The 26,263-nt window shown below is 55.8% G+C and carries 27 protein-coding genes and 1 tRNA gene; 25 read left to right on the top strand and 3 right to left on the bottom strand.

From position 1 onward, the window contains the following. Positions 1-133: 133 nt before the first annotated feature. Positions 134-1,432, top strand: a complete 1,299-nt coding sequence (gene serS / locus AC1RN6_RS09285; RefSeq protein ID WP_493004834.1) for a serine--tRNA ligase — start codon at positions 134-136, stop codon at positions 1,430-1,432. Between the two features lie 136 nt (positions 1,433-1,568). On the opposite strand, the gene AC1RN6_RS09290 is transcribed toward serS, so the two are convergent. Beyond that, positions 1,569-3,458 (bottom strand): EAL domain-containing protein, encoded by a 1,890-nt coding sequence (locus tag AC1RN6_RS09290; protein ID WP_493004835.1) that lies wholly within the window; start codon positions 3,456-3,458, stop codon positions 1,569-1,571. Between the two features lie 244 nt (positions 3,459-3,702). Here AC1RN6_RS09290 and AC1RN6_RS09295 point away from each other — a divergent pair. Both AC1RN6_RS09295 and AC1RN6_RS09300 read left to right on the top strand, forming a co-directional pair. Next, positions 3,703-3,792 (top strand) — tRNA-Ser (locus AC1RN6_RS09295). Between the two features lie 259 nt (positions 3,793-4,051). Then, positions 4,052-5,779, top strand: coding sequence for a diguanylate cyclase (locus AC1RN6_RS09300; protein WP_493004836.1), 1,728 nt, complete (start codon positions 4,052-4,054; stop codon positions 5,777-5,779). 11 nt (positions 5,780-5,790) lie between these two features. On the opposite strand, the gene AC1RN6_RS09305 is transcribed toward AC1RN6_RS09300, so the two are convergent. Next, on the bottom strand, positions 5,791-6,216 hold the full coding sequence (locus tag AC1RN6_RS09305) for a MarR family winged helix-turn-helix transcriptional regulator (RefSeq protein ID WP_493004837.1): 426 nt from the start codon (positions 6,214-6,216) through the stop codon (positions 5,791-5,793). A 139-nt stretch (positions 6,217-6,355) separates the two neighbouring features. On the opposite strand from AC1RN6_RS09305, the gene AC1RN6_RS09310 reads away from it, so the two are divergent. The 4 genes from AC1RN6_RS09310 (at position 6,356) to AC1RN6_RS09325 (ending at position 8,941) form a co-directional block, all read left to right on the top strand. Continuing rightward, positions 6,356-7,555: an HPP family protein gene (locus tag AC1RN6_RS09310; RefSeq protein WP_493004839.1), complete on the top strand. Its 1,200-nt coding sequence runs from the start codon at positions 6,356-6,358 to the stop codon at positions 7,553-7,555. 95 nt (positions 7,556-7,650) lie between these two features. Next, positions 7,651-7,773: a hypothetical protein gene (locus AC1RN6_RS09315; protein ID WP_493004841.1), complete on the top strand. Its 123-nt coding sequence runs from the start codon at positions 7,651-7,653 to the stop codon at positions 7,771-7,773. A 243-nt stretch (positions 7,774-8,016) separates the two neighbouring features. After that, complete coding sequence (locus AC1RN6_RS09320; protein WP_493004843.1) at positions 8,017-8,208, top strand: DUF1289 domain-containing protein; 192 nt, start codon at positions 8,017-8,019, stop codon at positions 8,206-8,208. Positions 8,209-8,278: 70 nt separating this feature from the next. Beyond that, positions 8,279-8,941 (top strand): cysteine hydrolase family protein, encoded by a 663-nt coding sequence (locus AC1RN6_RS09325; protein WP_493004845.1) that lies wholly within the window; start codon positions 8,279-8,281, stop codon positions 8,939-8,941. Positions 8,942-9,037: 96 nt separating this feature from the next. On the opposite strand, the gene AC1RN6_RS09330 is transcribed toward AC1RN6_RS09325, so the two are convergent. Beyond that, entirely contained in the window at positions 9,038-9,667 is a 630-nt protein-coding gene (locus AC1RN6_RS09330; protein ID WP_493004847.1) for a Maf-like protein, read from the bottom strand. Between the two features lie 104 nt (positions 9,668-9,771). Between AC1RN6_RS09330 and AC1RN6_RS09335 the strand changes: the two genes are divergently transcribed. From AC1RN6_RS09335 to era, 18 genes are all read left to right on the top strand, one after another. Beyond that, entirely contained in the window at positions 9,772-10,266 is a 495-nt protein-coding gene (locus AC1RN6_RS09335; protein ID WP_493004848.1) for a YceD family protein, read from the top strand. A 108-nt stretch (positions 10,267-10,374) separates the two neighbouring features. Further along, positions 10,375-10,557: a 50S ribosomal protein L32 gene (rpmF, locus tag AC1RN6_RS09340; protein WP_006463510.1), complete on the top strand. Its 183-nt coding sequence runs from the start codon at positions 10,375-10,377 to the stop codon at positions 10,555-10,557. A 145-nt stretch (positions 10,558-10,702) separates the two neighbouring features. Beyond that, positions 10,703-11,794: a phosphate acyltransferase PlsX gene (plsX, locus tag AC1RN6_RS09345; protein WP_493004849.1), complete on the top strand. Its 1,092-nt coding sequence runs from the start codon at positions 10,703-10,705 to the stop codon at positions 11,792-11,794. Further along, positions 11,791-12,777, top strand: a complete 987-nt coding sequence (locus AC1RN6_RS09350) for a beta-ketoacyl-ACP synthase III (protein ID WP_493004850.1) — start codon at positions 11,791-11,793, stop codon at positions 12,775-12,777. The genes plsX and AC1RN6_RS09350 overlap by 4 nt, the downstream gene beginning before the upstream one ends. A gap of 54 nt (positions 12,778-12,831) precedes the next feature. Continuing rightward, a complete protein-coding gene (gene fabD, locus AC1RN6_RS09355; RefSeq protein ID WP_007881443.1) occupies positions 12,832-13,764 on the top strand; it encodes an ACP S-malonyltransferase in 933 nt (310 codons plus the stop codon). Continuing rightward, positions 13,761-14,525 (top strand): 3-oxoacyl-ACP reductase FabG, encoded by a 765-nt coding sequence (gene fabG, locus AC1RN6_RS09360; RefSeq protein WP_493004851.1) that lies wholly within the window; start codon positions 13,761-13,763, stop codon positions 14,523-14,525. Before fabD ends, fabG begins: the two co-directional genes overlap by 4 nt. 123 nt (positions 14,526-14,648) lie before the next feature. After that, the gene (gene acpP / locus AC1RN6_RS09365; RefSeq protein WP_007881445.1) at positions 14,649-14,888 is read left to right on the top strand and encodes an acyl carrier protein; all 240 of its coding nucleotides are present in this window, start codon (positions 14,649-14,651) and stop codon (positions 14,886-14,888) included. Between the two features lie 30 nt (positions 14,889-14,918). Then, positions 14,919-16,160 carry a beta-ketoacyl-ACP synthase II gene (fabF, locus tag AC1RN6_RS09370; protein WP_493004852.1) on the top strand — a complete coding sequence of 414 codons (1,242 nt, stop codon included), beginning with the start codon at positions 14,919-14,921 and terminating at the stop codon, positions 16,158-16,160. 63 nt (positions 16,161-16,223) lie between these two features. Beyond that, on the top strand, positions 16,224-16,709 hold the full coding sequence (locus AC1RN6_RS09375) for a protein YgfX (RefSeq protein WP_493004854.1): 486 nt from the start codon (positions 16,224-16,226) through the stop codon (positions 16,707-16,709). Between the two features lie 113 nt (positions 16,710-16,822). Next, complete coding sequence (gene rpoE, locus AC1RN6_RS09380) at positions 16,823-17,425, top strand: RNA polymerase sigma factor RpoE (RefSeq protein ID WP_007881448.1); 603 nt, start codon at positions 16,823-16,825, stop codon at positions 17,423-17,425. 123 nt (positions 17,426-17,548) lie between these two features. Continuing rightward, on the top strand, positions 17,549-18,199 hold the full coding sequence (locus tag AC1RN6_RS09385; protein ID WP_493004855.1) for a sigma-E factor negative regulatory protein: 651 nt from the start codon (positions 17,549-17,551) through the stop codon (positions 18,197-18,199). A gap of 1 nt (position 18,200) precedes the next feature. Next, positions 18,201-19,226 (top strand): MucB/RseB C-terminal domain-containing protein, encoded by a 1,026-nt coding sequence (locus tag AC1RN6_RS09390; RefSeq protein ID WP_493004856.1) that lies wholly within the window; start codon positions 18,201-18,203, stop codon positions 19,224-19,226. Positions 19,227-19,242: 16 nt separating this feature from the next. Further along, positions 19,243-20,742, top strand: coding sequence for a DegQ family serine endoprotease (locus AC1RN6_RS09395; RefSeq protein WP_493005874.1), 1,500 nt, complete (start codon positions 19,243-19,245; stop codon positions 20,740-20,742). 101 nt (positions 20,743-20,843) lie between these two features. Next, entirely contained in the window at positions 20,844-21,107 is a 264-nt protein-coding gene (locus AC1RN6_RS09400) for a glutaredoxin family protein (protein ID WP_493004857.1), read from the top strand. Positions 21,108-21,361: 254 nt separating this feature from the next. Then, entirely contained in the window at positions 21,362-23,161 is a 1,800-nt protein-coding gene (gene lepA / locus AC1RN6_RS09405; RefSeq protein ID WP_493004859.1) for a translation elongation factor 4, read from the top strand. Next, positions 23,158-24,069 carry a signal peptidase I gene (gene lepB / locus AC1RN6_RS09410; RefSeq protein WP_493004860.1) on the top strand — a complete coding sequence of 304 codons (912 nt, stop codon included), beginning with the start codon at positions 23,158-23,160 and terminating at the stop codon, positions 24,067-24,069. The genes lepA and lepB overlap by 4 nt, the downstream gene beginning before the upstream one ends. A gap of 226 nt (positions 24,070-24,295) precedes the next feature. Beyond that, a complete protein-coding gene (gene rnc, locus AC1RN6_RS09415; protein ID WP_493004862.1) occupies positions 24,296-25,351 on the top strand; it encodes a ribonuclease III in 1,056 nt (351 codons plus the stop codon). Continuing rightward, positions 25,348-26,262 carry a GTPase Era gene (gene era / locus AC1RN6_RS09420; protein ID WP_493004864.1) on the top strand — a complete coding sequence of 305 codons (915 nt, stop codon included), beginning with the start codon at positions 25,348-25,350 and terminating at the stop codon, positions 26,260-26,262. The genes rnc and era overlap by 4 nt, the downstream gene beginning before the upstream one ends. Position 26,263: the final 1 nt, after the last annotated feature.

The following is a 26,263-nucleotide window of genomic DNA, read 5'->3' on the forward strand; positions in this document are numbered from 1 at the left end:
GACCGGAGCGACATTGGGCAAGGGCGCCGCTATTTTTGCCGCATTATTTTCCGCAATAAGCCACCGGATGGCGAGGACAGGCAATGTCCTTGGTACAATCTCGGTTTTACCGCATTTTCACATTTGGCATTCCATGATCGACATTCAACTTCTTCGTAAAGACATCGACAATGTCGCCGCCCGTCTGGCCGCGCGCAAATTCCAGCTCGATGTCACCGCTTTTAATGCGCTCGAAGGCGAGCGCAAGCAGATTCAGACCCGTACCGAGGAATTGCAGGGCAAGCGCAACAGCCTGTCCAAGCAAGTCGGCATGCTCAAAGGCAAGGGTGAAGACGCATCGGCGGTGATGGCGGAAGTGTCCGGCATAGGCGACGAGCTCAAGGCATCGGCTACCCGTCTGGAAGAAGTGCAGGCGCAACTGAGCGACTTCCTGCTGACCGTGCCGAACTTGCCGCATGAATCGGTACCTGCCGGTGCTGACGAAAGCGGTAACGTCGAAGTACGCAAGGTCGGCACGCCGCCGGTGTTCGATTTCGAAGTCAAGGATCACGTCGACGTCGGCGCTGCGCTCGGCCTGGATTTTGACGTCGCAGCCAAGCTGACCGGCTCCCGCTTCGCCGTCATGAAGGGCGGCATCGCCCGTCTGCATCGCGCGCTGGCGCAGTTCATGCTCGATACACATACGCTGGAACACGGCTACACCGAATGCTATACGCCGTATATCGTCAACGCCGATTCGCTGCGCGGTACCGGCCAGCTGCCAAAGTTCGAAGCCGATCTGTTTGCGGCAAAGAAGGGCGGCCAGGAAGGCGACACCAGTGACAACACGGCGCTGTACCTGATCCCGACAGCGGAAGTACCCTTGACCAATCTGGTGCGCGACGAGATCGTCGCCGGTGACACGCTGCCGTTGAAGATGACGGCGCATTCGCCGTGCTTCCGCTCTGAAGCCGGCAGCTATGGCCGCGACACGCGCGGCATGATTCGCCAGCATCAGTTCGACAAGGTCGAAATGGTCCAGATCGTGCATCCGGAGAAATCCTACGAAGCGCTGGAAGAAATGCTCGGCCACGCCGAAAACATTCTCAAGAAGCTGGGTCTGCCTTACCGCGTGATTACGCTGTGCACCGGCGACATGGGATTCGGCGCGGCCAAGACTTACGACATTGAAGTGTGGCTGCCGGCGCAGAATACGTACCGTGAGATTTCGTCGGTCTCGAACTGCGAAGCCTTCCAGGCACGTCGCATGCAAGCGCGTTTCCGTAATGCTCAAGGAAAGCCTGAGCTGGTTCACACACTCAACGGCTCCGGCCTGGCGGTCGGTCGTACGCTGGTCGCGGTGCTGGAGAATGGCCAGCAGGCTGACGGTAGTGTGGTGATTCCTGAGGCACTGCGTCCTTACATGGGCGGCTTGGAAAAGCTGGCGCCATAAGAGTCACGAACCGGAGCCGGCATCGAGCCTTCATGCCGGTAAGATAAAAAAGGGCTGACGATTCAATATCGTCAGCCCTTTTTTCATCGTTGATCAGATATCAGGCGCAGTCATCGCCGCAGCACCTTGTTATCGTTTACATTGCCCACGCGAAAGTGGCCGGAATCCGCCGCTCTATGAATAAGCTATTGCCGGGTGTCTTCTTGGCTTGTTTCTTGGCCTTGGTCGCGGCGGAGGCGATCTGGTGCGGCGACGAGTATTGCGACGGCTCGATCTTGACTGCGCCCAGCGACAGGCTGACCAGCGGATGGAGCACGCGATTGCCCTGGCGGTCTTCGCTGTAGTAGCCGCCGCGCTCTTTGTCTTCCATATAGTAGAAGCTTTGCGATGCGGTGCTGAATGCGTCGAGCATGGCTTTGCAGCGATGTTCCCAGTCTTCGCTCTGGAACATGATCAGGAAATCGTCGCCGCCGATGTGGCCGATGAAGTCGAGCTGCGGATCGCAATACTGGCTCAGCGTGCGGCCGGTCAGCTGGATCATGTCGTCGCCCTTGCGATAGCCGTAGACATCGTTGAAGGGTTTGAAGTTGTCCAGATCGCAGTAACAGATGCAAAACTCCACACCGCTTTGCAACAGGAACTCGATGTGTTCGTTGATCGGCACATTGCCCGGCAATTGCGTCAGCGGATTGGCGTAGCGTGCTGCTTCGATCTGCATTTGCGTGATCTCGCGCAGCAGGTCGTGGCCGGTGCCCATGCCGACATATTGCCCCTGATCGACGATGATGAAGCCGTTCGACAAGTGATGCGATTCGGCCTGCACCAGAATGTGGCTGAGGTCTTGCAGGCTGGTGTCTTGTTCGGTCAGCAGTGGATTCGGGTCCATGAAGAAGGTGCAGGACTTCTTGCCGTACAACTCGCGGCCGTAGAGGCGGGCGAAGCGTTCCACCATGCTGTAGCGATTGATCAGGCCGACCGGAATGCCGTTGCTGACGACCGGTAATGCCTGGAGCTGCGGATCGTTGACGAACAGATCGTAGACTTCATCGTTGGGCACGCTGGGCGAAACGTATTGTGTCTCGCGGAGCAATTTGAAAACGGTGGCGCTTTTTTTGGTCGGACCGTATTTTTGTGTTGCCAGCGGTACCTTGTCGCGGCGCAGGATCTTGCTGATGTCGTCGCCGACCACGGTCTTCGGATTGGCGTGCGGCCGCGCGATGTGATAGCCCTGGCCGCAGGCGATGCCGAGGTCGCGGATGGTGAGCAACTCAGCCTGGGTTTCTATGCCTTCGGCGATGACGATGGAGCCGGACTTTTCGGCGATTTCCTGAATGGAGCGTACGAACTGCAGTTTCATCGGGTCGTTATTGATGCCCTGAATGAAGTGCATGTCGACCTTGACGTATTCCGGTTGCAATTCTGACCACAGACGCAGGCTGGAAAAACCTTCGCCCAGATCGTCGATCGCGATCTGGAACCCCATGTCGCGGTAATGCATGGCGGCGTTGCGCAGCAACTGGTAGTCGTAGGTCGGTTCGTTCTCGGTCAGCTCGATGATGATGCGTTGCGGGTTGATGCCGAGTTTTTCCAGGTGACGCAAAGTCTCACCCTGAATCGCTTCGGGTTGCACCAGCGCGCCCGGGCTGACGTTGAGGAACAGATTGCCCGGCAAACCGGATTGCGCGAACTGCGCCATGACGATGTGGCGGCAGAGATGCTCGACTTGCACCGATAGCTTGTTGGCGCGCGCCACCTTGAACAGATTCAGCGGTGAATGCAGGGGGCTGTTGGACGGACCGCGAATCAGACCTTCATAGCCGACGATCTCGCCGCTGCGCATGCGAATGATAGGTTGAAACAGGGCCGTCAGGCTGCGCTGTGCAATGATTTCGTGAAGATGGGACAACAGATGCGAATCCTGTTGTTCTTCGAGCTGGCGAGCATTGCCGGCGTCTCCTGTCTCGCCGGCATGCGCAGCGGGAAAGGGGGGGATGTTGTCGAAATCATGTGCGGCAAAAGGTGCCATTGTCAGGTCCACTGGGTCCAACTGTAAGTGAGTGTGAATGCCTTGTCCGAATGGCAGGCAACATCTGATCGTAGTGGAGATTTATGACAAGATGATGATGCGTAAATTATTTTCGACGCCTGTCGGAATCTGCCGGGAATAAAATTTATAGAAAAACATCGCAGACCTATTTCCATCTCTAAAATGATTCTGCTATAATCTTTTGCTTTGCTGCCCTCGGGCAGTAATTTCGACTAGGTTAACCGGAGAGGTGGCAGAGTGGTCGAATGTACCTGACTCGAAATCAGGCGTACGGTTTCCCGTACCGTGGGTTCGAATCCCACCCTCTCCGCCAGATACAAGCAACGCCCGCTTTATGCGGGCGTTTTGCTATCCAGACTGCATCGGTACATCGAATACTGCCGTTGCTTCTTCCAGAAAAAAATTGGTTCTTGTTGTTGATTGCGCCTGGTCCGTTGTTTATCCAGGGCCGAGTTTGTTGCTTTGTAGCTGAAGAGTGAGTAATTCCGGATCGCTGCACTATAATGGCGATCGTTGAAAGTTGTTTAATTTGCAATTTTCTTCATTCTGCGGATATTTCGAAGGTAATAAAGATGTCGCTGAATCGTCTGTTCTGGCTAATCTCGGTCGCATTGATGCTGATCTTTCTCGCGCTGGCCGCAAGGATTGTCTCCAGCGAATGGGGTGAGTACCGCCGCGGCGCTCGCAGCGTCGAGACGGTGCGGGTGGTGCAACTGACGATGATTGCCATGGAAAAAGCTTCCATCGAGCGAGGTCCCTCCAATGCGCTCATGGGTGGCGAGCCTGCCGATCTGCCTCAGCTTTCCAGAAAACTTCAGGCTGCGCGTGAACAAACCGACGAATCGATCGCTGCGTTGCTCGACGTTCTGCGCGCAGATGCCGATGTGCGCTATGCCCCGGTCATTCGCAAGATCGAATACGTCAAGGGCGCGCTGGAGCCGGCGCGCTCGGACGTGGATCGCCAGGTAGGCTTGCCGCGTTCTCAGCGGTCTTCCGATGATGTGTCTGCCGCAGTCAGCGGCATGATCAATCTGATTCCTCCCTTTGTGACTGCGGTTGCCGATTTGACGAGCATCGCCATTCAATCCGATCCGGAATTGCTGGACGGTCTGACCGGCATGCGCGTGGCGTCGAGCCTGCGCGAATACGCCGGCCAGGTCGGGTCCAAATTCACCGCGCCGGTGATCACCCAGCGGCCCCTGACCAAGGATGAAGTCATCGAGATCGGCAAGCTCTACGGCCGTATCGAGCAGTTGCGCTCTTTGCTCAATATCCAGATGCGGGCCTACCGGAACAATGCGGCTTACAACGCTGCCTTGTCGGATCTTGATGCGCAATATTTCGGCAAGGGTTTGCCGATTTTGGGTGAATTGCTACAGGTTGGGCTGATTTCGGGTGACTATGGATTGACCACGGCGGAGCTGGCCGCGCGTTACGTGCCGCCGATGGCGTCGATCTTGCGCTTGCGCGATGTCATCCTTGCCGACTTGATTCGCGATGCGGAAATTCGTAACCGCCAGGCGCGCAACTATCTGGTTGCCACGATTGTGATGGCGATTGCGGCGGTGGCCTTTTTCTTCGTTCTGATGTATCTCGTGCGTCAGCGCGTGCTGGCGCCGATTCTGAGGGCGACGACGCTAGTGACCGGGTTGGCGGTCGATAATCTCGATGTGGAGATTCCAAAGGCACGCTATCGGGATGAAATCGGCGACATGCTGCGCGCGTTGCAAGTGCTGAAAGCGCGCAGTCTTGAGCGTATCGGGCTGGCCAGCGAGCGCGAGACGCTGATACAGCAATTGCAGGTGTCGTCAAATACGGATTTCTTGACCGGCGTACTGAACCGGCGCGCGTTTTTTGCGCATAGCGAGCAGCAGTTGGCGGTGGCGCAGCGCTACAAGCGCAATCTCGCGCTCATTCTTCTGGATATCGATCATTTCAAGCGCATCAATGACACGCATGGCCATCTTGCGGGCGACAGCATTTTGCGTAACGCCGTGCAGCTGATTGCGCAGCTGCTGCGCAAGGTGGATATTCTTGCGCGTTACGGCGGCGAGGAGTTCATCATTCTGTTGCCGGAGGCTGATCTGGAGCAGGCGTTGGTTGTGGCGGAAAAATTGCGTGCAACGTTGGCGGGGCATGTCATCGCGGCTGGCGATGGTTCGCAAATTTCCATTACCGCCAGCTTTGGCGTGAGCGCACGTTCCCGCGCAGAAAATCTCGATCACATGATTCGTATGGCGGATGAAGCGCTCTATGTCGCTAAGAATGGTGGACGCAATCAGGTTGTGCGAGCCGGTTGATTTTTGCCTTCTCAGTCGCGATCATTGAAGGCCGAGATGTTCGATACCTGAAAGACGCTCGACAGCGAGTGCAGTTCGTTACGATGTAATTCAGCCAGGCGGTGCAGATACTGTTCTCCGATTTCTGTCAGTCTCACCTGTACCAGGCGCTTGTCCTTGTCATCCTGCGTGCGCGTCACCAATCCCGCCTTTTCACATCGCGTCACCAACGCCACCACGCCGTGGTGCTGGGATTGCAGGCGTTCAGCCAGTTCGCTGATGCTGGCCCACTCGCGACCCGGAAACCCCTTGATATGCAGCATAAGCAGATATTGCAGCGGCGTGAGGCCTTCGCCTTGTGCGGCGTCTTCGCTGAAACGGATGAAGCGGCGCAACTGATAGCGAAATTCCGACAGAGCTTCGAAATCGTCTTTTTGCAGGCGTGAGGGTGTTTTCATTGATGGTGTGGTGGGGCGGGTAAGCGGGTGTGGAATCCCGGCAATCCTGCATAGTAATGCCTTGTTGCAGCAAAATATATCATCTTGTGATGTAATTGCGGTTTATGGTTTTTGATTTCCTGCAAAAATGGATTGGGGCATGCGCGATTCTATCCTTCAATGGCTGAGGAGTTTTATTCCGCAACGATCTGCGGTAGATCGCTTCGAGCGCATGCGCGCTAGTGTGGGTGCCTTGTTTGGAATTCTGCTGACAGGGTTGTTGAGCGTGTCGATCTTGCCGCATGAGGCGGCGACCGTGTGGTTGATTGCGCCCATGGGAGCGTCGGCGGTGCTGCTGTTCGCTGTGCCGGCCAGCCCGCTGGCGCAGCCATGGTCCATCATTGGCGGCAACCTGGTATCGGCGCTGGTAGGCGTGTCGTGCGCCAAGCTGGTGGCTGAGCCAGCTCTGGCGGCGGCGCTGGCGATTGCCCTGGCGATCGCTTGCATGTTTGCGTTGCGCTGCATTCATCCGCCCAGCGGTGCGGTCGCGTTGACGGCAGTGCTCGGCGGTCCGGCAGTGCATGCGATGGGATACGGATTTGTATTGACGCCGGTGTTGCTCAATTCATTTCTCTTGTTGGCGATGGCTTTGTTCTTCAACAATGCAACGCGGCGGCGTTATCCTCACACTCAGCAAAATGAACACCGGAACAATGTTCATCGGACGGCTGATGCGGCGCCGACGGCGCGATTGGGATTTTCTCATGATGATCTTGACGCGGTGCTGCGGCGCTATAACCAGGTGCTGGATATCAGTCGTGATGATCTGGAAGAGATTTTTCTGCAAACGGAGATGGAGGCTTACCGTCGCCGCTTCGGTGAGACAGTCTGCGCAGACATCATGTCGAGTGATGTTGTTGTGGCGGAATTTTCGACCGAGCTGGCAGAGGCGTGGCGCTTGATGCGTGAGCACCGGCTGCAGGCGTTGCCAGTGGTGGACAGGGCGCGCCGCGTCATCGGCATTGTCACAAAGACCGATTTTCTGCATCATGCCGGTCCGCATGATTATCAGAGTCTGGGCGACAAGCTGCGCGCCTTCCTGCGGCGCACGCCGCATACGCATTCCATCAAGCCGGAGGTAGTCGGGCAGATCATGAGCGCCAGGGTCAGAACGGCATCTGCGCATTTGCCGATCGTGCAGTTGGTGCCTCTGATGGCTGATGAAGGCGTGCATCAGATTCCCGTGATCGATGATGATAGACGTCTGGTAGGGATGGTGACGCAGGCAGACATGGTGGCCGCGTTGTATGTGAACAATCTGGCGCGAGCCTCGGCCGGTCTGCGTGTGGTGGCATCCTGATGTGTCTGTTGCCCATGTCGAACGATTTGATCTGATGGCGTCTAAAATAGTGAGGACACGCGAAGTACCGATCTGAACAGATACAGGAGACCGCCATGCGCCAAGCTGCTCTTATTTCAGTCATTCTTGCTGTGTTGTTGATGGCGGCGTGTCAGCGCAAAGGCGATCCGCCGAAGCCGACCGTGTCGACGGCGCCGGTTGCAGAACGTGCAGGCTAGCGTTTGAGGTATAAGTTATTGGATTGGTGAATGTCTGCTATTGGAACAATAAAGCAGACGAGGGCGGAGGTGATCGCTATAGTTGCACCTGTCTCCTCCAATTTTCCTCCTTAAGAAATTGGATTCAGCCCGCAACCTCTGGTTCGCGGGCTTTTTTTTGCCCAGAATTCGGCTCATAAGACTGCGGCTCTGCTTCTTGGTAAGATGTCGCCCAGTTGCCACGTAGTCCTCGTAAAGATATCCATGCCCCAAACTCCCCCGGAACGTCCTGATACACCTTGTGTTGCAGTTTGCTCAACAACTTTTGACGATGTTTGCCGCGGTTGCGGCCGTACCGTGTCGGAAGTCGCGCATTGGGTCTTCATGACTGAGGAGGAAAAAGACGTGGTGTGGAAGCGCATCACTGCCGAGGGTTATCCGCGCCGCCAGAAATAAGATGCATCTGTAAGTTCTGGATGCCAATGCCACTGATGAAGTAGTAGGTCCCACTTAAGGAGTTACAAACATGATTCACAAACGCTTTGCTTATCACGCTGCATCGGCATTTGTGCTCGCCGCATTGACGGCGTGCAGTGCTGTTTCAACGACTGCGCCCACCGTGAATGCCAATACCCTGCCGGAAATTCCTGCGCCCGCGCCGGTGACGCTGGCTGCCGGTTCGACGGCATTGCTGGTGCTGGATATCAATTCGGCCGTGTGTCAGCCTAATCCTGCTTGCCTCGCTACCGTACCGGCAATCGTGTCGCTCATCAACAAGGCGCGTGCAGCCAAGGTTCCGGTTCTGTATTCGACCACCGTCAGCCCTTCCGGTCCGCCGCCAATGCTGTCGGTAGTTGCGCCGCAGCCGGGCGAGCCTGTAGTTTCGACCCGTGCCAACAAATTCACAGGCACCAATCTGGAGGAGCTGCTGAAGCAGGTCAAGGCGGAGACGCTGGTGATTGTCGGCAGTGCGGCCAATGGCGCGGTGATGTATACGTCCTTCCATGCCAATACCCGCGGATTCACCGTGGTGGTGGCGGAAGATGGCATTTCCAGCCCGGCCGCCATCAGTACGCAGGTGGCGCGTTATCAGGTACTGAATCAGCCAGGCTTCATCAATGCAAACAACACGCCGCTGGCGGACAAGAAGGTTACCTTGAGCCGCGGCGATCTGATCACGTTCAAATAAATGCTTGATGGGTTCGGAGGTTTTTATCTCTGATCGGCGTCGGCAATAAGGGGTGTTTGCCCCTTATTGCATTGTGTGGAGTGGGTTTGTTGCGAATCAGGCTGAGGTCGGATCGGCGATGCCGAAAAACGGCATGCCTGCCTTGCGCAGCATGCCGGTCAGCGCAATCATGGGCAGGCCGGTCAGGGCGGTAGGGTCGGTGCTGTCGATTTTTTCGAGGATGGCGATCCCCAGGCCTTCATTTTTAGCGCTGCCGGCACAGTCGTAAGGTTGTTCAATGCGCAAGTAAGCATCGAGTTCGTCGTCGGACAGGTTGCGGAAGGTGACGAAGGTCTGGATATTCTCGATTTGTATGACGGGCTCGCTGGGATTGCGATTGTCCAGCAGGCACAATGCTGTGTGGAAGGTCACGCGCCGGCCACGCATAAGTATCAGTTGCTTCAGTGCATTGTTGTGGTTGCCGGGCTTGCCGATTTGTATGCCATCAAGCGTGGCGACCTGGTCGGAGCCGATGATAAGCGAGTTCGGGCTGTGCTTTGCGATAGCCTCGCCTTTTTGTCTGGCCAGGCGCAGGGCCGTGGCTTCCGGGCGTTCTCCTGCTGCGGGAGTCTCGTCGATATCCGGTGCAATCGCCTCGAAAGGCAATTGCAGCCTGGATAGCAGCTCTTTCCGGTAGGTCGAGCTGGAGGCCAGAATCAGGCGGGGGAGGGGTGCGGAATTGTGCATTATGCGACAACAGGTAAGAAGTGTTTGCTAAAAATGCGCTAACACTTTGACGAATAAGGGAAAACGCTGTTATTATCGCAGGTTTTCCGGATTCTGCTTTCGCCATGGGCACTTTTGTGATCGACGCATTTGACTTTAGTCGGCTCAAAGAGCAAGCCGAAGGCGAGTTATCGGTAGCCGATCTGGCGCGTCTTGCCAGCGAAACGGTTGATCGCTCCGGCGCCCTTAAGTGGTCGTTGAGCGGCGGTGTCGACAAGCTCGGGCATCCGCAATTGAGTCTCTCTATTTCTGGTCAGGTTAATCTGGTCTGTCAGCGTTGTTTGACGTCGATGCCGTTTCAGGTGTCGTCCGATTCGAAGCTCGTGCTGGCCAGGGATGAAGATGCCGCGGACGCCATCGAAGAGTTGCTCGATGATGAAGAGGTTGATGTCATTGTCGGCGATGCGGCTTTTGATGTGCATACTCTGGTTGAGGATGAGGCTTTGCTGGCGTTGCCGGTGGCTCCCAAGCACGATGTGTGTCCCGGTCATGTGGCGTCTGAAGCGGTTGCGGCAGAGAAAGTTTCTCCGTTTTCGGTATTAAAGAATTTAAAGCAGTAATTGTTGGAGGCGGGCTTTCGGGCTTGCCGAAGTACGGATTCTCGGTTGGTCAGTCAATTTGCTAGCCGGATATGTTAAAATTTTAGAACTTAAGGTTTAGGAGTTATCATGGCTGTTCAGCAAAACAAAAAGACCCCATCGAAGCGCGGTATGCATCGTGCACACGATTTCCTGACAGCGCCACCGCTGGCAGTCGAGCCGACAACTGGTGAAACACACCTGCGTCACCACATCAGCCCGAACGGTTTCTACCGTGGTCGTAAAGTTCTGAAGACTAAGAACGACGAGTAATCGGGATTGCTGTTAAGGCGGAACGCGGCGCAATGATTTTTTAATTGGCGCCGCTTTTTATTATGCTGAATCAGCGTAGCGCGTCATTTTGAATCGCGCCAAATCTGCCCCATAATGCGGGTTGGCAAGGCTCTGAATCAAAACAATGACCATCAAAATTTCTATTGACTGCATGGGCGGCGATCACGGCCCGTCAGTTACTATCCCAGCCGCCATTTCTTTTCTGCAGCGCGAACCTGACGCCGAGTTGATCTTGGTCGGTCAGGAAGAGTTGTTGCGCGCTGCTTTGCGCAAGCACAAGCAGGCAGATGCCGCCCGGATTCACGTCCAGCACGCATCTGAGGTCGTCACAATGGACGATCCGATTGAAGTCGCCCTGCGGCGCAAAAAAGACTCGTCCATGCGTGTCGCCGTGAATCTGGTCAAAGACGGCCAGGCCAATGCGGCGGTTTCCGCCGGCAATACCGGCGCACTCATGGCAGTTTCCCGCTATGTACTCAAAACGATACCAGGCGTCGATCGCCCGGCTATCTGCACCATTCTCCCGAATCAAAAAGACGGTCCGACCTACATGCTCGATCTGGGCGCCAATGTGGATTGCGAGCCGCAGCATTTACATCAATTTGCATTGATGGGTTCCGCTCTGGTTTCCGCTATGGAAGGCAAGGCCAAGCCGTCTATTGGGCTGCTCAATGTTGGCGAAGAAGAAATTAAGGGCAACGAAGTGGTCAAGCAGACGGCCGAGTTGCTGCACGCCGACCATGAAAAGGGCATACTTAATTTTTACGGCAACGTCGAAGGCAACGACATTTTTGAAGGCACCACGGATATCGTGGTGTGCGACGGTTTTGTCGGCAATGTGACGCTGAAGGCGTCGGAAGGGTTGGGACGTTTCGTTAAAATCGTCCTCACCACAGAATTCAAAAAAGGCTTCTTCAACAAACTGGGCGCCCTGATTGCGTACGGCGCCATCAAGGCCTTGTCGCGTCGGCTGAACCCGTCCCGTTACAATGGCGCCAGCTTGCTGGGCTTGCGCGGGTTGGTGTTTAAAAGTCACGGCGGCGCTGATGTGTACGCGTTTGAATGGGCGATCCGTCGCGCTTACGATGCGGCCAAATATGACGTGTTGTCGCGCATCACGACAACGATGGCGGAATTGATTCCGCAGGTGGAGGCCTTGCATGTCGCTGATCGCGCCGCCACATCAACCGAACTAACAGAACAGAAAACGGTATGACTCTCTATAGCAAAATTGTCGGCACCGGCAGCTATCTGCCGCCCAAGCGTGTAACCAACGATGAGTTGGCAAAGCAGTTGGCAGCAAAGGGTATCGAGACTTCCGACGAATGGATCGTATCGCGCAGCGGCATTTCCGCGCGCCACTATGCTGAGCCGGACGTGTTGTCGAGCGATCTCGCCATAGAAGCTTCGCTACGCGCCCTTGAGATGGCCAAACTGCAGCCGAATGATATCGATCTCATCATCATGGCGACCTCAACGCCGGATCATCTGGGCGGTTTTCCGAGCACGGCCTGTGTCGTTCAGCGCAAGCTGGGCATCACCAACGGCGCTGCTGCGATGGACGTACAAGCGGTTTGCAGCGGCTTCGTTTATGCGATGTCGGTGGCAGACAGCTTCATCAAGTCCGGCGCGCACAAGAACGTGCTGGTGATCGGCGCGGAAGTGTTTTCGCGCATTCTCAATTTTGAAGACCGTACTACCTGTGTGCTGTTCGGCGACGGCGCCGGCGCGATTGTCATGACGGCGTCAAAAGAACCCGGCATTCTCGCCTCGAAATTGCATGCTGACGGCAGCCATGGCCACATTCTGTGCGTGCCTGGCAACGTCAATGATGGAGCAGTTGCCGGCAATGCTTATCTCTACATGGATGGTCCTGCGGTATTCAAGCTGGCGGTTTCCGTGTTGGACAAGGTTGCGCGTGAAGTGCTGGCGATTGCTCAGGTCGACGCCAAGGAAGTCGACTGGCTGATTCCGCATCAGGCCAATATCCGCATCATGCAGGGTACGGCCAAGAAGCTCGGGCTGCCGCTGGAAAAAATGGTGGTGACGGTCGATGAACATGGAAATACATCGGCAGCGTCCATTCCGCTGGCCTTGGATCAGGCAGTGCGCGATGGTCGCGTCAAGCCGGGTCACAATGTCATGATGGAAGGCGTTGGCGGCGGCTTCACCTGGGGCGCCGTGCTGGTCCGGATGTAAGCAGGCGCGCATTCCGTGCTGATACGAATTGATTTACTAACGACAAAATAGAGCATGACAAAATTTGCTTTTGTTTTCCCGGGCCAGGGTTCTCAGGCCATCGGAATGTTGAACGGATTCGCTGATAACGAAGTCGTCAAGGCGACTGTTGCGGAAGCTTCCGATGCGTTGCAGTTTGATCTCGGCAAACTGATTGCCGAAGGCCCGAAAGAGGACCTCGATCTGACCACTAACACCCAGCCGGTCATGCTGACTGCCGCCGTGGCGTTTTATCGCGCATGGCTTGCTGCGGGCGGCAAGGCGCCGGCGCTGGTCGCCGGTCACAGCCTTGGCGAATACTCTGCGCTGGTTGCGGCCGGCGTGATTGCATTCAAGGATGCGGTGCCGCTGGTGCGCTTCCGTGCACAAGCCATGCAGGAAGCGGTTCCTGTCGGCCAGGGCGGCATGGCGGCAATTCTCGGTTTGTCGGACGATGACGTGCGTGCTGCCTGCGCTGAAGCTGCGCAAGGCGAGGTGGTGGAAGCCGTCAACTACAATTCGCCGGCGCAAGTCGTGATTGCCGGCAGCAAGGCCGCTGTCGAGCGTGCCTGTGAAATCGCCAAGGCCAAGGGCGCCAAGCGCGCGCTGGTGTTGCCGGTTTCTGCGCCGTTCCATTCGTCGCTGCTCAAGCCTGCTTCGGATCGTTTGCAAGCGTATCTGGCCAACGTGCCATTCTCTGCGCCGCAACTGCCGCTGATCAATAACGTCGATGTTGCCATCGTCAATGATCCTGCCGCCATCAAGGATGCGCTGGTGCGTCAGGCGGCCAGTGCCGTGCGTTGGGTGGAGACTGTGCAAAAAATGTCGGCCGAGGGTATTACCCACGTCGTCGAATGCGGTCCCGGCAAGGTACTTGCCGGCCTGACCAAGCGCATCAATGGCGATCTGACCGGCGAAGCAATCGTCGATCAGGCTTCTCTGGACAAAGTATTGGAGTTGTTGAAGTGAGTGATCAAATTTCGCAAAACCTGCAAAATCAAGTTGCGCTGGTCACCGGTGCATCCCGCGGTATCGGTCGCGCCATTGCTCAGGAACTGGTTCGCCAGGGCGCTAAAGTGGTCGGCACGGCAACCTCAGAGGCCGGCGCTGCCGCCATCAGCGAATATCTGGAGCAATTGCAGCCAGGCTGCGGCAAAGGCGTCGTTCTCAATGTGACGGACGTTGCTGCCTGCAACGCGGTCATCGAGACGATACAAAAAGAATTCGGCGGTCTTTCGATTCTGGTCAACAACGCCGGCATCACGCAAGATCAGCTCGCCATGCGCATGAAGGAAGAGGAGTGGGATAATGTCATTTCCACGAATCTGACCGCCGTGGGGCGCCTGTCGCGCGCCGTGTTGCGCGGCATGATGAAGGCCAGGCACGGCCGCATCATCAACATCACTTCCGTGGTCGGCTCGGCAGGTAATGCCGGGCAGATGAACTACGCAGCCGCCAAAGCAGGTGTCGCCGGCATGAGCCGCGCACTGGCGCGTGAAATCGGCAGCCGCAACATCACGGTCAATTGCATCGCGCCGGGTTTTATCGATACTGACATGACCAAAGTGCTGGGCGAGCAGCAAACTGCCGCCTTGTTGCAGCAGATTCCGCTGGGTCGCCTGGGTGCTCCCGAGGACATCGCTGCGGCAGTCGCTTTCCTGGCATCGGCGCAGGCTGGCTACATCACCGGCACGACCTTGCATGTCAATGGCGGCATGTATATGAATTAAGCGTCTTTGGACGCAATTGGCAGCAAGTTAAGTATTCTTGTTGAGAATACTTAAAAGTAAATTTTTAGCGTGCAAACCTGATAAAATGCGCGCACTTTTGTAACCTATCCACTGGAGGCACTTATGTCCGATATCGAACAACGCGTTAAAAAGATCGTCGCTGAGCAACTGGGCGTCGCTGAAGCTGACATCAAGACTGAATCGTCGTTCGTGGACGATCTGGGCGCTGACTCGCTCGACACAGTCGAACTGGTCATGGCACTGGAAGATGAGTTCGAAATGGAAATCCCTGACGAACAAGCTGAAAAAATTACAACCGTGCAACAGGCGATTGATTACGCCAAGGCACACGTCAAGGCCTAAGCTGGTTTTGAACGACTCTAGGAGAATTGCTTGAGCCGCTCACGTGAACGTCGTGTAGTCATTACCGGTCTGGGGTGCATTTCACCTGTTGGCAACAACATTGCCGATGCATGGGGTGCAGTCAAAGAAGGTAAGTCGGGCATTGCTACCATCACGAAGTTTGACGCCACTCCTTTCACCACGCATTTCGCGGGTGAAGTGAAGGGTTTCAATATCGAAGACTACATCCCCGCCAAAGAAGCCCGCCATATGGATACCTTTATCCATTACGGCATGGCGGCCGGGATGCAGGCTATGCAGGACAGTGGCCTGGTCGTTACCGACGAAAACGCCGAGCGTATCGGCGTCATCATCGGTTCCGGTATCGGTGGTTTGCCTCTGATCGAGCAGACGCATGAAGAGCTGACCAATCGCGGCCCACGCCGCATCAGCCCGTTCTTCATTCCGGCGTCGATCATCAATATGATTTCCGGTAACTTGTCGATCAAGTACGGTCTGAAGGGGCCTAATCTGGCCATCGTGACTGCTTGCACGACAGGTTTGCATTGCATCGGCTCGGCCAGCCGCATGATTCAGTACGGCGATGCCGATGTGATGATTGCCGGTGGTGCGGAGTCCAGTGTTTCGCCATTGGGTATCGGCGGCTTCGCTTCTGCACGTGCACTGTCGACGCGCAATGACGATCCGGCGACTGCATCCCGTCCATGGGATAAGGATCGCGATGGCTTCGTGCTCGGCGAGGGGGCCGGTGTGATGGTGCTGGAAGAGTACGAACACGCCAAGGCGCGTGGCGCCAAGATCTACGCTGAAGTGCTGGGTTTCGGGATGAGCGGCGACGCTTATCACATGACCGCGCCGAATCTGGATGGCCCGCGTCGCTGCGTGGTTTCAGCTCTGCGCGATGCCGGCGTCAACCCGGACGAAGTGCAGTACCTGAATGCGCACGGTACGTCGACCCCGCTGGGCGACAAGAACGAAACCGACGCGATCAAGGCAGCCTTTGGCGATCACGCTTACAAGATGGTCGTCAATTCCACCAAATCCATGACCGGCCACTTGCTGGGCGGTGCAGGTGGGTTGGAATCGGTGTTCACCGTGTTGGCGTTGCATAATCAAATCTCTCCTCCGACGATGAACATCTTTAATCAGGATCCGGAATGTGACCTTGATTACTGTGCCAATCAGGCGCGCGATATGAAGATTGATATTGCCGTCAAGAATTCATTTGGATTCGGTGGCACTAACGGCACTCTGGTGTTCGGTAAGGTGTAAAGATGTCAGTATCAGGCTCGGCTTTCAATTGAAAGCCGAGTTTGTTTCTCCACTCCAATTTATATGTCGATAGCAGTCTCCGCGGATATTAAGCCTTCCCGTATGCTATTGATCATGATGGCTGCAGCAGCTATCGTCGTCGCTCTCATCGGCGTTACCTTTGCTTTTGCTCTGGTGGGGCAATTGTCTTTCATCCTCAGAATGTCTCTGGCTGCAATCTGCATTGTGGCAGCGTTGCTGGCATTCTGGCTGGTGCTGCAAAATCGCAAGGCGGTCTGGCTGCATATTTCCGGAACAGGGCAGATCCGTCTCGTGGAGCATCACGCCGTTGTGCGGGCCAAGGCGGGATCCCGGGTGGTGAGTGGCGGTCTGGCGCAGTTGCTGGCCGGTTCCACAGTGTGGCCGAATCTTCTTTTACTGCGTCTCAGACTTGAAAACGGCAAAGTGCGCACCATACCTGTCTTGCCGGACTCTGTCTCGAAGGAAACTTTTCGGGCGCTGCAAGTGGCCTGCCGATGGGTTGCAAGTCATAATAGCGACGCCCATTAGGAAGGCGTTTCACTAAAAAGCTAAAAAGATAGTACGCTTGCTGAATTTATTGCGTCACAACTGGTCAATGATTCGGTTTGTGCAGAAATGATAAAAAAACAAGGAACCTGGATTTGACGACGGAACGCGAAATTGATCAACTGCTTGTCGAGCGTGTACAGCGTGGCGATAAGAAGGCGTTCGAGCTATTAGTTGCCAAATATCAACGGAAACTGATGCGGCTCGTTTCGCGTTTGGTGCGCGATCAGGCTGAAGCTGAGGATGTAGTGCAGGAGGCGTTCATTAAAGCCTACCGTGCGCTGCCTCAGTTCCGCGGTGATTCTGCGTTTTACACGTGGTTGTACCGTATCGGGATCAATACCGCGAAAAATTATCTCGTCACTATGGGACGCCGGGCTCCTACTTCCACGGAGGCGGATGCCGAAGAAGCTGAAACTTTTGACGATGGAGAGCACCTAAGGGACATCAATACTCCCGAGTCGATGCTGGCGACCAAGCAGATTGCCCAGACCGTCAATGTCGCAATGGAGGCGCTGCCGGAGGAGTTGCGGACAGCGATCACGCTGCGAGAGATTGAAGGATTGAGTTACGACGAAATTGCTGATGCCATGGGATGCCCGATTGGCACCGTGCGTAGCCGGATTTTCCGGGCACGCGAAGCGATTGCGGAAAAGCTCAGGCCGTTGTTGGGCACGGCAATCGATAAGCGCTGGTAAGGTCGGAAGCTGTATGCAGAATGCGGTTGTAGTGCGTTAAGAGTTTTATAGAGTTTTTGTAGGTAAGCGACATAAAAATAAGAGTGGGTGATGGAACTGAATTTTGTGGCCGGGTGACTACTTATGGATACCAAAGAAATTAGCAGAGAACAGATTTCGGCATTGGCCGACGGTGAGCTTGTTGACGCACACGTCAACGTAGCGTTGGCCGTGTTGCGACAGCCTGAGGAGCAGATCACATGGGATCTGTATCATCAGATTGGCGACGTTCTGCGCTCAGAGGAAATGGCTTTCTCGCTGAGCGAGGGATTCGCGGCGAAGATGAGCGCGCGTCTTGATGCCGAGCCAGCAATCATCGCCCCACAGCTGAATGCTGTGGCGGCGGAGCAGATTATTCTGCCGGCAGCCGCAAATGGCGGATCGGGGCGCAGACGTTTTGTGCGACGCTTTGCCATGCCGGGTGCTGCGGTTGCGGCAGCTGTTGTAGCGGTTGTTTTCGTGACTTCTCCGCAGCAATCGGTGACGATGGCCAACAATGGTGCTGCAGCGACGTCGACCATGGTTGCTCCGGCAGGTTCGGGTATTACAACCGTGGCAGCATCGTCCTCTCCGCAAGGCGCCGTTCAGGTCAACAGCCTGGCGCAGCAGGGAGAGGTTACCCGGGATCCTCGTATTGACGATTATCTGCTGGCTCATCAGCGCTTCTCGCCATCCATGTACAGTTCGGTCCAATACGCCCGTTCGGCGGCTTTCGCAATTGACTCAGACAAATAATATGCGGCAGACACAAGGTTTGCTCCGGGTAGTTCTATTCCTTTCGGCATTCATGGCATTCTCCGCTCGGGCGGAGAATGCACTGCCGACAAAAGTGAGCAACAATCAGGACGCGCAGGTTTTACTCAAGAAAATCCAATCCGCTGCTCAGCGGCTCAATTATTCCGGTACTTTCGTTTATCAGCAGTCCAATCAGATACGTACGTCGCGCATTACGCATATCCTGGCCGGCAAGAACGAAATTGAAAAGCTGGAAGTCCTCGATGGCAAGCCGCGCGAATACATCCGCAACAACGATGACGTCGCCTGTTACGTGCCTGAAGCCAAAACGGTTCTGATCGAAAAACGCATCACCCGCGACGTTTTTCCCGCGATTCTGGCGGCTAATCCGACGGATCTGGTTGACTATTACAGTGTCAAAATGGGTGAAACCGGACGCGTTGCCGGCCATGATTGCCAGGCAGTGATCCTCGAGCCGAAAGACAAATTGCGCTACGGCTACAAGCTGTGGGCCGACAAGGCTACCGGATTGCTATTGCGGGCACAGACCTTCGACGCCAAGAATGATGTGGTGGAGCAGATTTCCTTTACGCAGATTGAAATCGGCAACATCGACCACAACCGCGTCAAGCCAAGCTTTACCAACACCAATGGCTGGCACATCGAGAATTCCGTCATGAGCCAGGTCAATCTGGCTGGCTGGTCGGTAACGCCGCCGCCGGGATTCAAGAAGATCCAGGAAGTCAAACGCCTGATTTCGGACACTCAAAATACAGGCGCTGCTGCGGCTCAGCATGGTGTAACTACCCAGCGCGAAGTTTCTCAGATCGTATTTTCGGATGGTCTTGCCGCGATTTCGGTCTTTATCGAACCCGGCTCGCAAAGCCGTACCGAAGGTTCCATGCAGCAGGGCGCCATGAACATTGTCGGTCGCCGCCAGGGCGATTACTGGCTGACCGTTGTCGGCGAAGTACCCGGTGCTGCGATCCGGCAAGTATCGAATTCAATAGAGTTCAAATCCAAATAATACAAAAATCCACATGATGATCCCCGCCAAGAAAGTCTTGTTGTCGTCGCTGCTGAGTGCTTCCGTGCTTGCGCTGTCGCCGGCATTGTCCGGCCTGAGTGCCGCGGTCGCCGCGCCTGCGGTTGCGGGCTTGCCTGATTTCGCCGATATCGTCGACCGCACCGGCCCAGGCGTCGTCAACATTCGCACGACCGAGCGCGTCAAAACCGGTCAGCCTCAGGCAGGTGCTGATGACGAAGAGATGCAAGAGTTTTTCCGCCGCTTCTTTGGTGTGCCCATGCCTCGTCAGCAGCAGCCGAATACGCCTAACACGCCAAATACGCCTCGTAATAAGGGCAAGGGTGGTGGTGCTCAGCCTCAGGAAGAAGTGCCTCGCGGCGTTGGTTCCGGTTTCATCATTTCTGCAGACGGCTACATCATGACCAACGCTCACGTGGTCGAAGGTGCAAGTGACGTCTACGTCACCCTGACCGACAAGCGCGAGTTCAAAGCCAAGATCATTGGTTCCGATACGCGTACCGACGTGGCTTTGTTGAAAATCGATGGCTCCAGCTTGCCGCGACTTGTTATCGGCGATTCGGACAAGATTCGCGCCGGTGAATGGGTGTTGGCGATTGGTTCGCCTTTCGGCCTGGAAAATACCGTGACGGCCGGGATTATTTCCGCCAAGGCTCGTGACACCGGCGATTATTTGCCGTTGATTCAGACCGATGTCGCTGTTAATCCGGGTAATTCGGGTGGTCCGCTGATCAACCTCAAGGGTGAAGTTATCGGTATCAATTCCCAGATTTATAGCCGTTCCGGCGGCTTCATGGGGATTTCGTTTGCAGTGCCTATCGATGAGGCGTTGCGCGTCTCCGATCAATTGAAGGCAAGCGGACGCGTGACGCGCGGTCGTATCGGCGTACAAATCGGCGAAGTCACGAAGGACGTCGCCGAATCTCTGGGCTTGAGCAAAGCGCAAGGCGCACTGGTGCAGCGGGTCGAGCCGGGCGGTCCTGCCGACAAGGGCGGTCTGGAAGCCGGCGACATCATTCTCAAGTTCAACGGCGCCACGATTGAAAAACCGAGCGATTTGCCGCGCATGGTCGGAAACATCAAGCCGGGTTCGCGTGCGACGGTCAACATCTGGCGCAAGGGTACGGCGCGTGATGTCAGCCTGACGGTTGTCGAGCTTGAGGCAGATAAGCCGGCCAAGGTGGAAGAGAAGAAGCCAAAGCAAGAGGCTGCGCCAAATGCGTTGGGATTGATCGTCAGCGACCTGAGCGACGCTCAGAAGAAGGAATTAAAGGTTGAAAACGGCGTACTGGTTGAGTCCTCCGTCGGTGTAGCCGCCGCGGCAGGCTTGCGTGCCGGCGACGTAGTGCAGCGTCTCAACGATATTGATATCAAAGACGCCAAGCAATTCAATGGTCTGGTCGCCAAGCTGGACTCGAAGAAGCGTGCAGCCGTGTTGGTGCGTCGTGGCGATTCGTCGCAGTTCGTTCCGTTGCGACCCAGCACCAGCGGTAACTAAGTCAGGCAGCCAGACCTGATTCAAGGCTTGTTTGGCAAGGGCTGCATGCTTCACGGCATGCAGCCTTTTTCTGTAATGCGTAGCGCAGATCGAGGCGTTTGATGTCAGTCACTCATTTCATCGTCTATTCCCGTTCGTACTGTCATTTGTGTGAAGACATGGCGCATGCGCTGGAAGCATTTCGCGCCGATCACGACTTCACTGTCGAGATGATTGATGTCGACGCGGAGGAGGCGCTGGTCGCTCGTTATGACGAGTTGGTGCCGGTTCTGGTCGGGCAAAAGGCCGGGCAGCCGGCGGTGCAGCTTTGCCATTATTTCCTGGATGTGGCGGGCGTAAAGCAGTTTTTGCTGGATGGAAACTGAAGATCGTTCATCAGCCTTTAATTGTCATTCGCGCCGTTGCCATCGGCGGATTCGGGTCATAAGTCGCCGATCGAAGGCAAATAGCCTCCGATGATGGAAAGAATCTGCACTGATGACAGCTCGTCAATGGGGATTCGGGTTTTAGCCCCTGAAATCCGGTAGAATGCTGGGTTGTACAAAAGCTGTTGTAAAGGCGCTCACTTGGGAGACGCTCCCACTCTGGAGCGCCTTTTTTCATCGTTTTCCGCAATTTAATGAACAATATCCGTAACTTCTCGATCATTGCCCATATTGACCACGGCAAATCCACGCTTGCTGATCGCATCATTCAGCTCTGCGGCGGCCTCTCCAATCGCGAGATGGAGGCTCAGGTGCTCGACTCGATGGACATCGAACGCGAGCGTGGCATCACGATCAAGGCGCAAACTGCAGCGTTGCAGTACAAGGCGCTCGACGGCAACATCTACAACCTCAATCTGATTGATACCCCGGGCCACGTCGACTTCAGCTATGAAGTCAGCCGCTCGCTGTCCGCCTGCGAAGGCGCGCTGCTGGTTGTGGATGCCTCACAAGGCGTGGAAGCGCAGACAGTTGCCAACTGTTACACCGCGCTGGAACTGGGTGTCGAAGTGGTGCCGGTCCTGAACAAGATCGACTTGCCGTCTGCGGATCCCGACAACGCCAAGAGCGAAATTGAAGAAGTCATCGGTATTGATGCCTCCGACGCGACGCCATGCTCGGCCAAGACCGGTCTGGGCGTGCAAGACGTCATCGAGGCATTGATCGCCAAAGTGCCGCCGCCGAAGGGTGATCCCAATGCGCCGCTGCAAGCGCTGATCATCGACTCCTGGTTCGACAATTATGTCGGCGTGGTCATGCTGGTGCGTATCGTCAATGGCACCTTGCGTCCGAAGGAAAAGATTTTCCTGATGGCGACGGAATCCACTCACCTGACCGAAAGCATCGGCGTCTTTACGCCCAAGTCGCAATCGCGCGATTCGCTCACGGCAGGGCAGGTCGGTTTCATCATCGCCGGTATCAAGGAATTGAAAGCTGCCAAGGTCGGCGACACCGTCACATTGGCGGCAAACAAGGCTACCGAGCCGCTGCCGGGCTTCAAGGAAGTCCAGCCGCAGGTGTTCGCCGGTCTGTTCCCGGTTGAGGCGAATCAATACGACGCCTTGCGCGATTCGCTGGAGAAACTCAAGCTCAACGACGCCGCTTTGCAATACGAGCCGGAAGTCTCGCAAGCGCTGGGCTTCGGCTTCCGCTGCGGCTTCCTCGGTTTGCTGCATATGGAAATCGTGCAGGAACGTCTCGAACGAGAATTCGACATGGACCTCATTACGACGGCGCCGACCGTGGTGTATGAAGTCGTGATGCGCGATGGTGAGGGCACCATCCTGATGGTCGACAATCCGTCGAAGATGCCGGAGCCGTCACGTATCGAAGAAGTGCGCGAGCCGATCGTCACCGTCAATCTCTACATGCCGCAGGAATATGTCGGTTCGGTCATCACGCTGTGTACGCAAAAGCGTGGCGTGCAGATCAACATGAGCTATCACGGCAAGCAGGTGCAACTGACTTACGAAATGCCGATGGCGGAAATCGTGCTCGACTTCTTCGACCGCTTGAAGTCGACCTCGCGCGGTTATGCGTCGATGGACTACGAGTTCAAGGAATACCGCTCGGCTGACGTGGTCAAGGTCGACATGCTGATCAACAGCGAAAAAGTGGATGCGCTGGCGATCATCGTCCACCGCGCCAACAGCCAGTTCCGCGGTCGCGCCGTGGCGGCCAAGATGCGTGAGTTGATCCCGCGCCAGATGTTCGACGTGGCGATTCAGGCTGCTATCGGCGCCACCATCATCTCGCGTGAAAACGTCAAAGCCCTGCGCAAGAACGTGCTGGCCAAGTGCTATGGCGGCGACATCAGCCGCAAGCGCAAACTGCTGGAAAAGCAGAAGGCTGGTAAGAAGCGCATGAAGCAAGTCGGCTCGGTGGAAATTCCGCAGGAAGCCTTCCTGGCAATTTTACAAGTGGATGAAAAATGAACCTGCAGTCTCTCTTAGGCAATTTCGCACTGATTCTGTTTGTCCTGATGATCGTGACCGGAGTGATCTGGTTTCTCGATGTGTTTTTCTGGTCCAAGCAACGCCGCGCCAAGGCTGATGCCGCGCTGGCGGAGTTCGATGCACGCGTCGCCAAGCTGAGCGGCGAGGGCATCAAGAGCGACACCAACGGCCGTGCCGCGCTGGAAGCCAGCCTGTTGCGCCAACCAACATGGATCGAATACTCGGGCAGCTTTTTCCCGGTCATCGCGCTGGTGTTTTTCCTGCGCTCGTTCCTCTATGAGCCGTTCAAGATTCCATCGAGCTCGATGGTGCCGACGCTGCTGGTCGGCGATCTGATTCTGGTGAACAAATACACCTACGGCATTCGCCTGCCTATCGTTAACAAAAAAATCATCAACGTGAATGACCCGCAACGCGGCGATGTCATGGTCTTCAAATATCCTGAAGATACATCGGTCGACTACATCAAGCGCGTTGTCGGCGTGCCAGGTGATAAAATAGTCTATAAAAACAAGCGTCTAACGGTAAATGGTAATGAAGTTTCTTATAAACCATTGCCAGATTATCTCGATGATGGGAATCTGACGTACTATAAGCAATGGCAGGAAAACCTGACCGGCGTGGAGCACAACATACTGACCGACGAACGGGCCCCGAATTTCGTGCCTGATCCACATCAGTACCCCAAGCGAGACCTGTGCTCGTACAACGCAGAAGGGTTTGCCTGCACGGTGCCGACCGGTCAGTACTTCATGATGGGCGACAACCGCGACAACAGCCTGGACAGCCGCTATTGGGGCTTTGTGCCGGACGAAAACATTGTCGGAAAAGCATTCTTTGTCTGGATGAATCTGGGTAATTTGAAGCGTATTGGCAGTTTTCATTAAGTTTCTGTCAGGCATCATCTTTTTGGAGCAAGGGAGAAAAAGCCTCTTCCCGGCATTTTTTCTCCAGTCCAGGAAAATCCTACTGCCGGCTGGCCGTCGTATTTTAGTAACGATATTGCGGTTGGTTGCAGATAACGGGCCGGGTGGCCTGAGAGGTCGGACGAATGCGTTGCGGGCGGGTAGCCGGGCGCATCCGGGTTCGGACTTCTAAGCGACGGATGAATAAATGGATCCATTAGTATTGCAAAACCGGCTGGGGCACACGTTCAAGGACGCTACATTACTGCAGCAGGCCTTGACGCATCGTAGCCATAGCAGCTTGCATAACGAACGCCTGGAATTCCTCGGCGACTCGATTCTTAACTGCGTCGTTGCATCTCTTTTGTTTGACCGTTACAGCAAGATTGACGAAGGCGACTTGTCGCGCTTGCGCGCCAATCTCGTCAAGCAGCAATCCCTTTACGAAATCGCCCAGCGCCTCGACTTGTCGCAGTTTCTGCGTCTCGGCGAGGGCGAATTGAAATCCGGTGGATTCCGCCGTCCGTCTATCCTTGCCGATACGCTGGAAGCGCTGTTTGGCGCCATTTTCCTGGATGCCGGATTCAATGCCGCGCGCGACGTGATTCGCTCGCTGTATATCCCGATTCTCGACACGGTGGATCCCAAGACATTGGGTAAGGACGCCAAGACCTTGCTGCAGGAATACCTGCAAGGGAAGAAAATTCCTCTGCCGCAATACAACGTGGTTGCTACGCACGGCGCGGCACATAATCAGGAATTCGAGATCGAATGCCTGGTTCCGAAGCTGGAGATTCAGGTTTTCGGCACCGGCGGCAGCCGCCGCGCAGGCGAACAGGCCGCAGCCAAACTGGCGCTGGAAGCGGTGCAGACAGCCTTGGTCAAGGCGCCGGCTTCGGCTCGCAAGCCGCGCACGCGCACGACTCAACTTAAACTGGCGGGTATCGCGACGATACAGCCGGATGCACCAAACGAGGAATTGCCACTGCTGGCGGAGCCGGCTGCACCTAAAGCGGAAAATAAGGCGGAAAAGCCTGTCTCGATCAAGGCAGCCAAGGCTGACACAGCAAAAGGCGACGCCAAAGTTGATGGCAAGGCCGATAATAAAGCCGACAGCAAAGCAGAAACAAAGAACGACAAGATCGATGCAAAAAACGACAGCAAGAGCGACCATAAAGCGCAACTGGCTGCCACCGATCTGAACGAAAACCGAAGCGAGGCCCTGGCCTCTGCACCACCCGTTACACAAAGTAAAACCGCATGACAGACACCACAGCTCCTTCCGACGCATCGAACGATTACCGATGCGGATACATCGCCATTGTCGGTCGCCCGAACGTCGGCAAATCGACCTTGATGAATGTGCTGGTTGGCGCCAAAGTCAGCATCACTTCACGCAAGGCGCAAACCACGCGCCATCGCATCACCGGTATTCAGACGATTGAGAACACTCAGTATGTCTACATCGACACGCCGGGTTTTCAGACGCGTCACAGCAATGCACTGAACAAGACGCTCAATCGCACTGTCACGACCACGCTGACGGCAGCCGACGTGATTTTGTACGTGATTGAAGCGGGCACTTTCGGCCCGGCCGACAAGCAAGTCATGGCGCTGCTGCCGGCCAACGTGCCGTGCATTCTGGTGATGAACAAGTCCGATCGCAACAAGGACAAATCGGTGTTGATGCCGTTTGCGCAGGAAGTCGCTTCGCAGCATAACTTCGCTGCCGTCGTTCCGGTCTCGGCCAAGCAACGCTTCCAGCTGGATCAGTTGCAGGAAGAAATCCGCAAGCTGTTGCCGAATAATCCGCCGATGTTCGACGAAGACGACATCACCGACCGCAGCGAAAAATTCCTGGCGTCGGAAATCGTTCGCGAAAAAGTCTTCCGTTTCGTCGGTGAAGAATTGCCTTACACCAGCACTGTCCTGATCGAAAAATTCGAGCAGGAAGGCGATCTGCGCCGCGTCTTTGCCGCCATTCTGGTGGAGCGCGATGGACACAAAGCCATGGTGATCGGCAACAAGGGCGCGCGCCTGAAAGAAATTTCCACGCAGGCGCGTCTGGACATGGAGCGCCTGTTCGGCGGTCCGGTTTATCTCGAAATCTGGGTCAAGGTCAAATCCGGCTGGGCTGATAACGAAGCCGGGTTGCGTGCCTACGGCTACGAATAGA

The organism is Herbaspirillum sp. GW822-FHT03A08 (assembly GCF_058801885.1).

What these genes read in the sequence shown, in the direction of transcription:
- AC1RN6_RS09395 (WP_493005874.1), top strand. Translation starts at nt 19,243, where the DNA reads ATGATCCCCGCCAAGAAAGTCTTGTTGTCGTCGCTGCTGAGTGCTTCC.
- AC1RN6_RS09400 (WP_493004857.1), top strand. Translation starts at nt 20,844, where the DNA reads ATGTCAGTCACTCATTTCATCGTCTATTCCCGTTCGTACTGTCATTTG.
- AC1RN6_RS09330 (WP_493004847.1), bottom strand. Translation starts at nt 9,667, where the DNA reads ATGCACAATTCCGCACCCCTCCCCCGCCTGATTCTGGCCTCCAGCTCG.
- AC1RN6_RS09350 (WP_493004850.1), top strand. Translation starts at nt 11,791, where the DNA reads ATGACTCTCTATAGCAAAATTGTCGGCACCGGCAGCTATCTGCCGCCC.
- AC1RN6_RS09375 (WP_493004854.1), top strand. Translation starts at nt 16,224, where the DNA reads ATGTCGATAGCAGTCTCCGCGGATATTAAGCCTTCCCGTATGCTATTG.
- lepB (WP_493004860.1), top strand. Translation starts at nt 23,158, where the DNA reads ATGAACCTGCAGTCTCTCTTAGGCAATTTCGCACTGATTCTGTTTGTC.
- AC1RN6_RS09385 (WP_493004855.1), top strand. Translation starts at nt 17,549, where the DNA reads ATGGATACCAAAGAAATTAGCAGAGAACAGATTTCGGCATTGGCCGAC.
- AC1RN6_RS09325 (WP_493004845.1), top strand. Translation starts at nt 8,279, where the DNA reads ATGATTCACAAACGCTTTGCTTATCACGCTGCATCGGCATTTGTGCTC.
- AC1RN6_RS09310 (WP_493004839.1), top strand. Translation starts at nt 6,356, where the DNA reads ATGCGCGATTCTATCCTTCAATGGCTGAGGAGTTTTATTCCGCAACGA.
- AC1RN6_RS09320 (WP_493004843.1), top strand. Translation starts at nt 8,017, where the DNA reads ATGCCCCAAACTCCCCCGGAACGTCCTGATACACCTTGTGTTGCAGTT.
- lepA (WP_493004859.1), top strand. Translation starts at nt 21,362, where the DNA reads ATGAACAATATCCGTAACTTCTCGATCATTGCCCATATTGACCACGGC.
- plsX (WP_493004849.1), top strand. Translation starts at nt 10,703, where the DNA reads ATGACCATCAAAATTTCTATTGACTGCATGGGCGGCGATCACGGCCCG.
- AC1RN6_RS09305 (WP_493004837.1), bottom strand. Translation starts at nt 6,216, where the DNA reads ATGAAAACACCCTCACGCCTGCAAAAAGACGATTTCGAAGCTCTGTCG.
- rnc (WP_493004862.1), top strand. Translation starts at nt 24,296, where the DNA reads ATGGATCCATTAGTATTGCAAAACCGGCTGGGGCACACGTTCAAGGAC.
- acpP (WP_007881445.1), top strand. Translation starts at nt 14,649, where the DNA reads ATGTCCGATATCGAACAACGCGTTAAAAAGATCGTCGCTGAGCAACTG.
- rpmF (WP_006463510.1), top strand. Translation starts at nt 10,375, where the DNA reads ATGGCTGTTCAGCAAAACAAAAAGACCCCATCGAAGCGCGGTATGCAT.
- AC1RN6_RS09290 (WP_493004835.1), bottom strand. Translation starts at nt 3,458, where the DNA reads ATGGCACCTTTTGCCGCACATGATTTCGACAACATCCCCCCCTTTCCC.
- serS (WP_493004834.1), top strand. Translation starts at nt 134, where the DNA reads ATGATCGACATTCAACTTCTTCGTAAAGACATCGACAATGTCGCCGCC.
- era (WP_493004864.1), top strand. Translation starts at nt 25,348, where the DNA reads ATGACAGACACCACAGCTCCTTCCGACGCATCGAACGATTACCGATGC.
- AC1RN6_RS09300 (WP_493004836.1), top strand. Translation starts at nt 4,052, where the DNA reads ATGTCGCTGAATCGTCTGTTCTGGCTAATCTCGGTCGCATTGATGCTG.
- fabD (WP_007881443.1), top strand. Translation starts at nt 12,832, where the DNA reads ATGACAAAATTTGCTTTTGTTTTCCCGGGCCAGGGTTCTCAGGCCATC.
- AC1RN6_RS09335 (WP_493004848.1), top strand. Translation starts at nt 9,772, where the DNA reads ATGGGCACTTTTGTGATCGACGCATTTGACTTTAGTCGGCTCAAAGAG.
- AC1RN6_RS09390 (WP_493004856.1), top strand. Translation starts at nt 18,201, where the DNA reads ATGCGGCAGACACAAGGTTTGCTCCGGGTAGTTCTATTCCTTTCGGCA.
- AC1RN6_RS09315 (WP_493004841.1), top strand. Translation starts at nt 7,651, where the DNA reads ATGCGCCAAGCTGCTCTTATTTCAGTCATTCTTGCTGTGTTGTTGATG.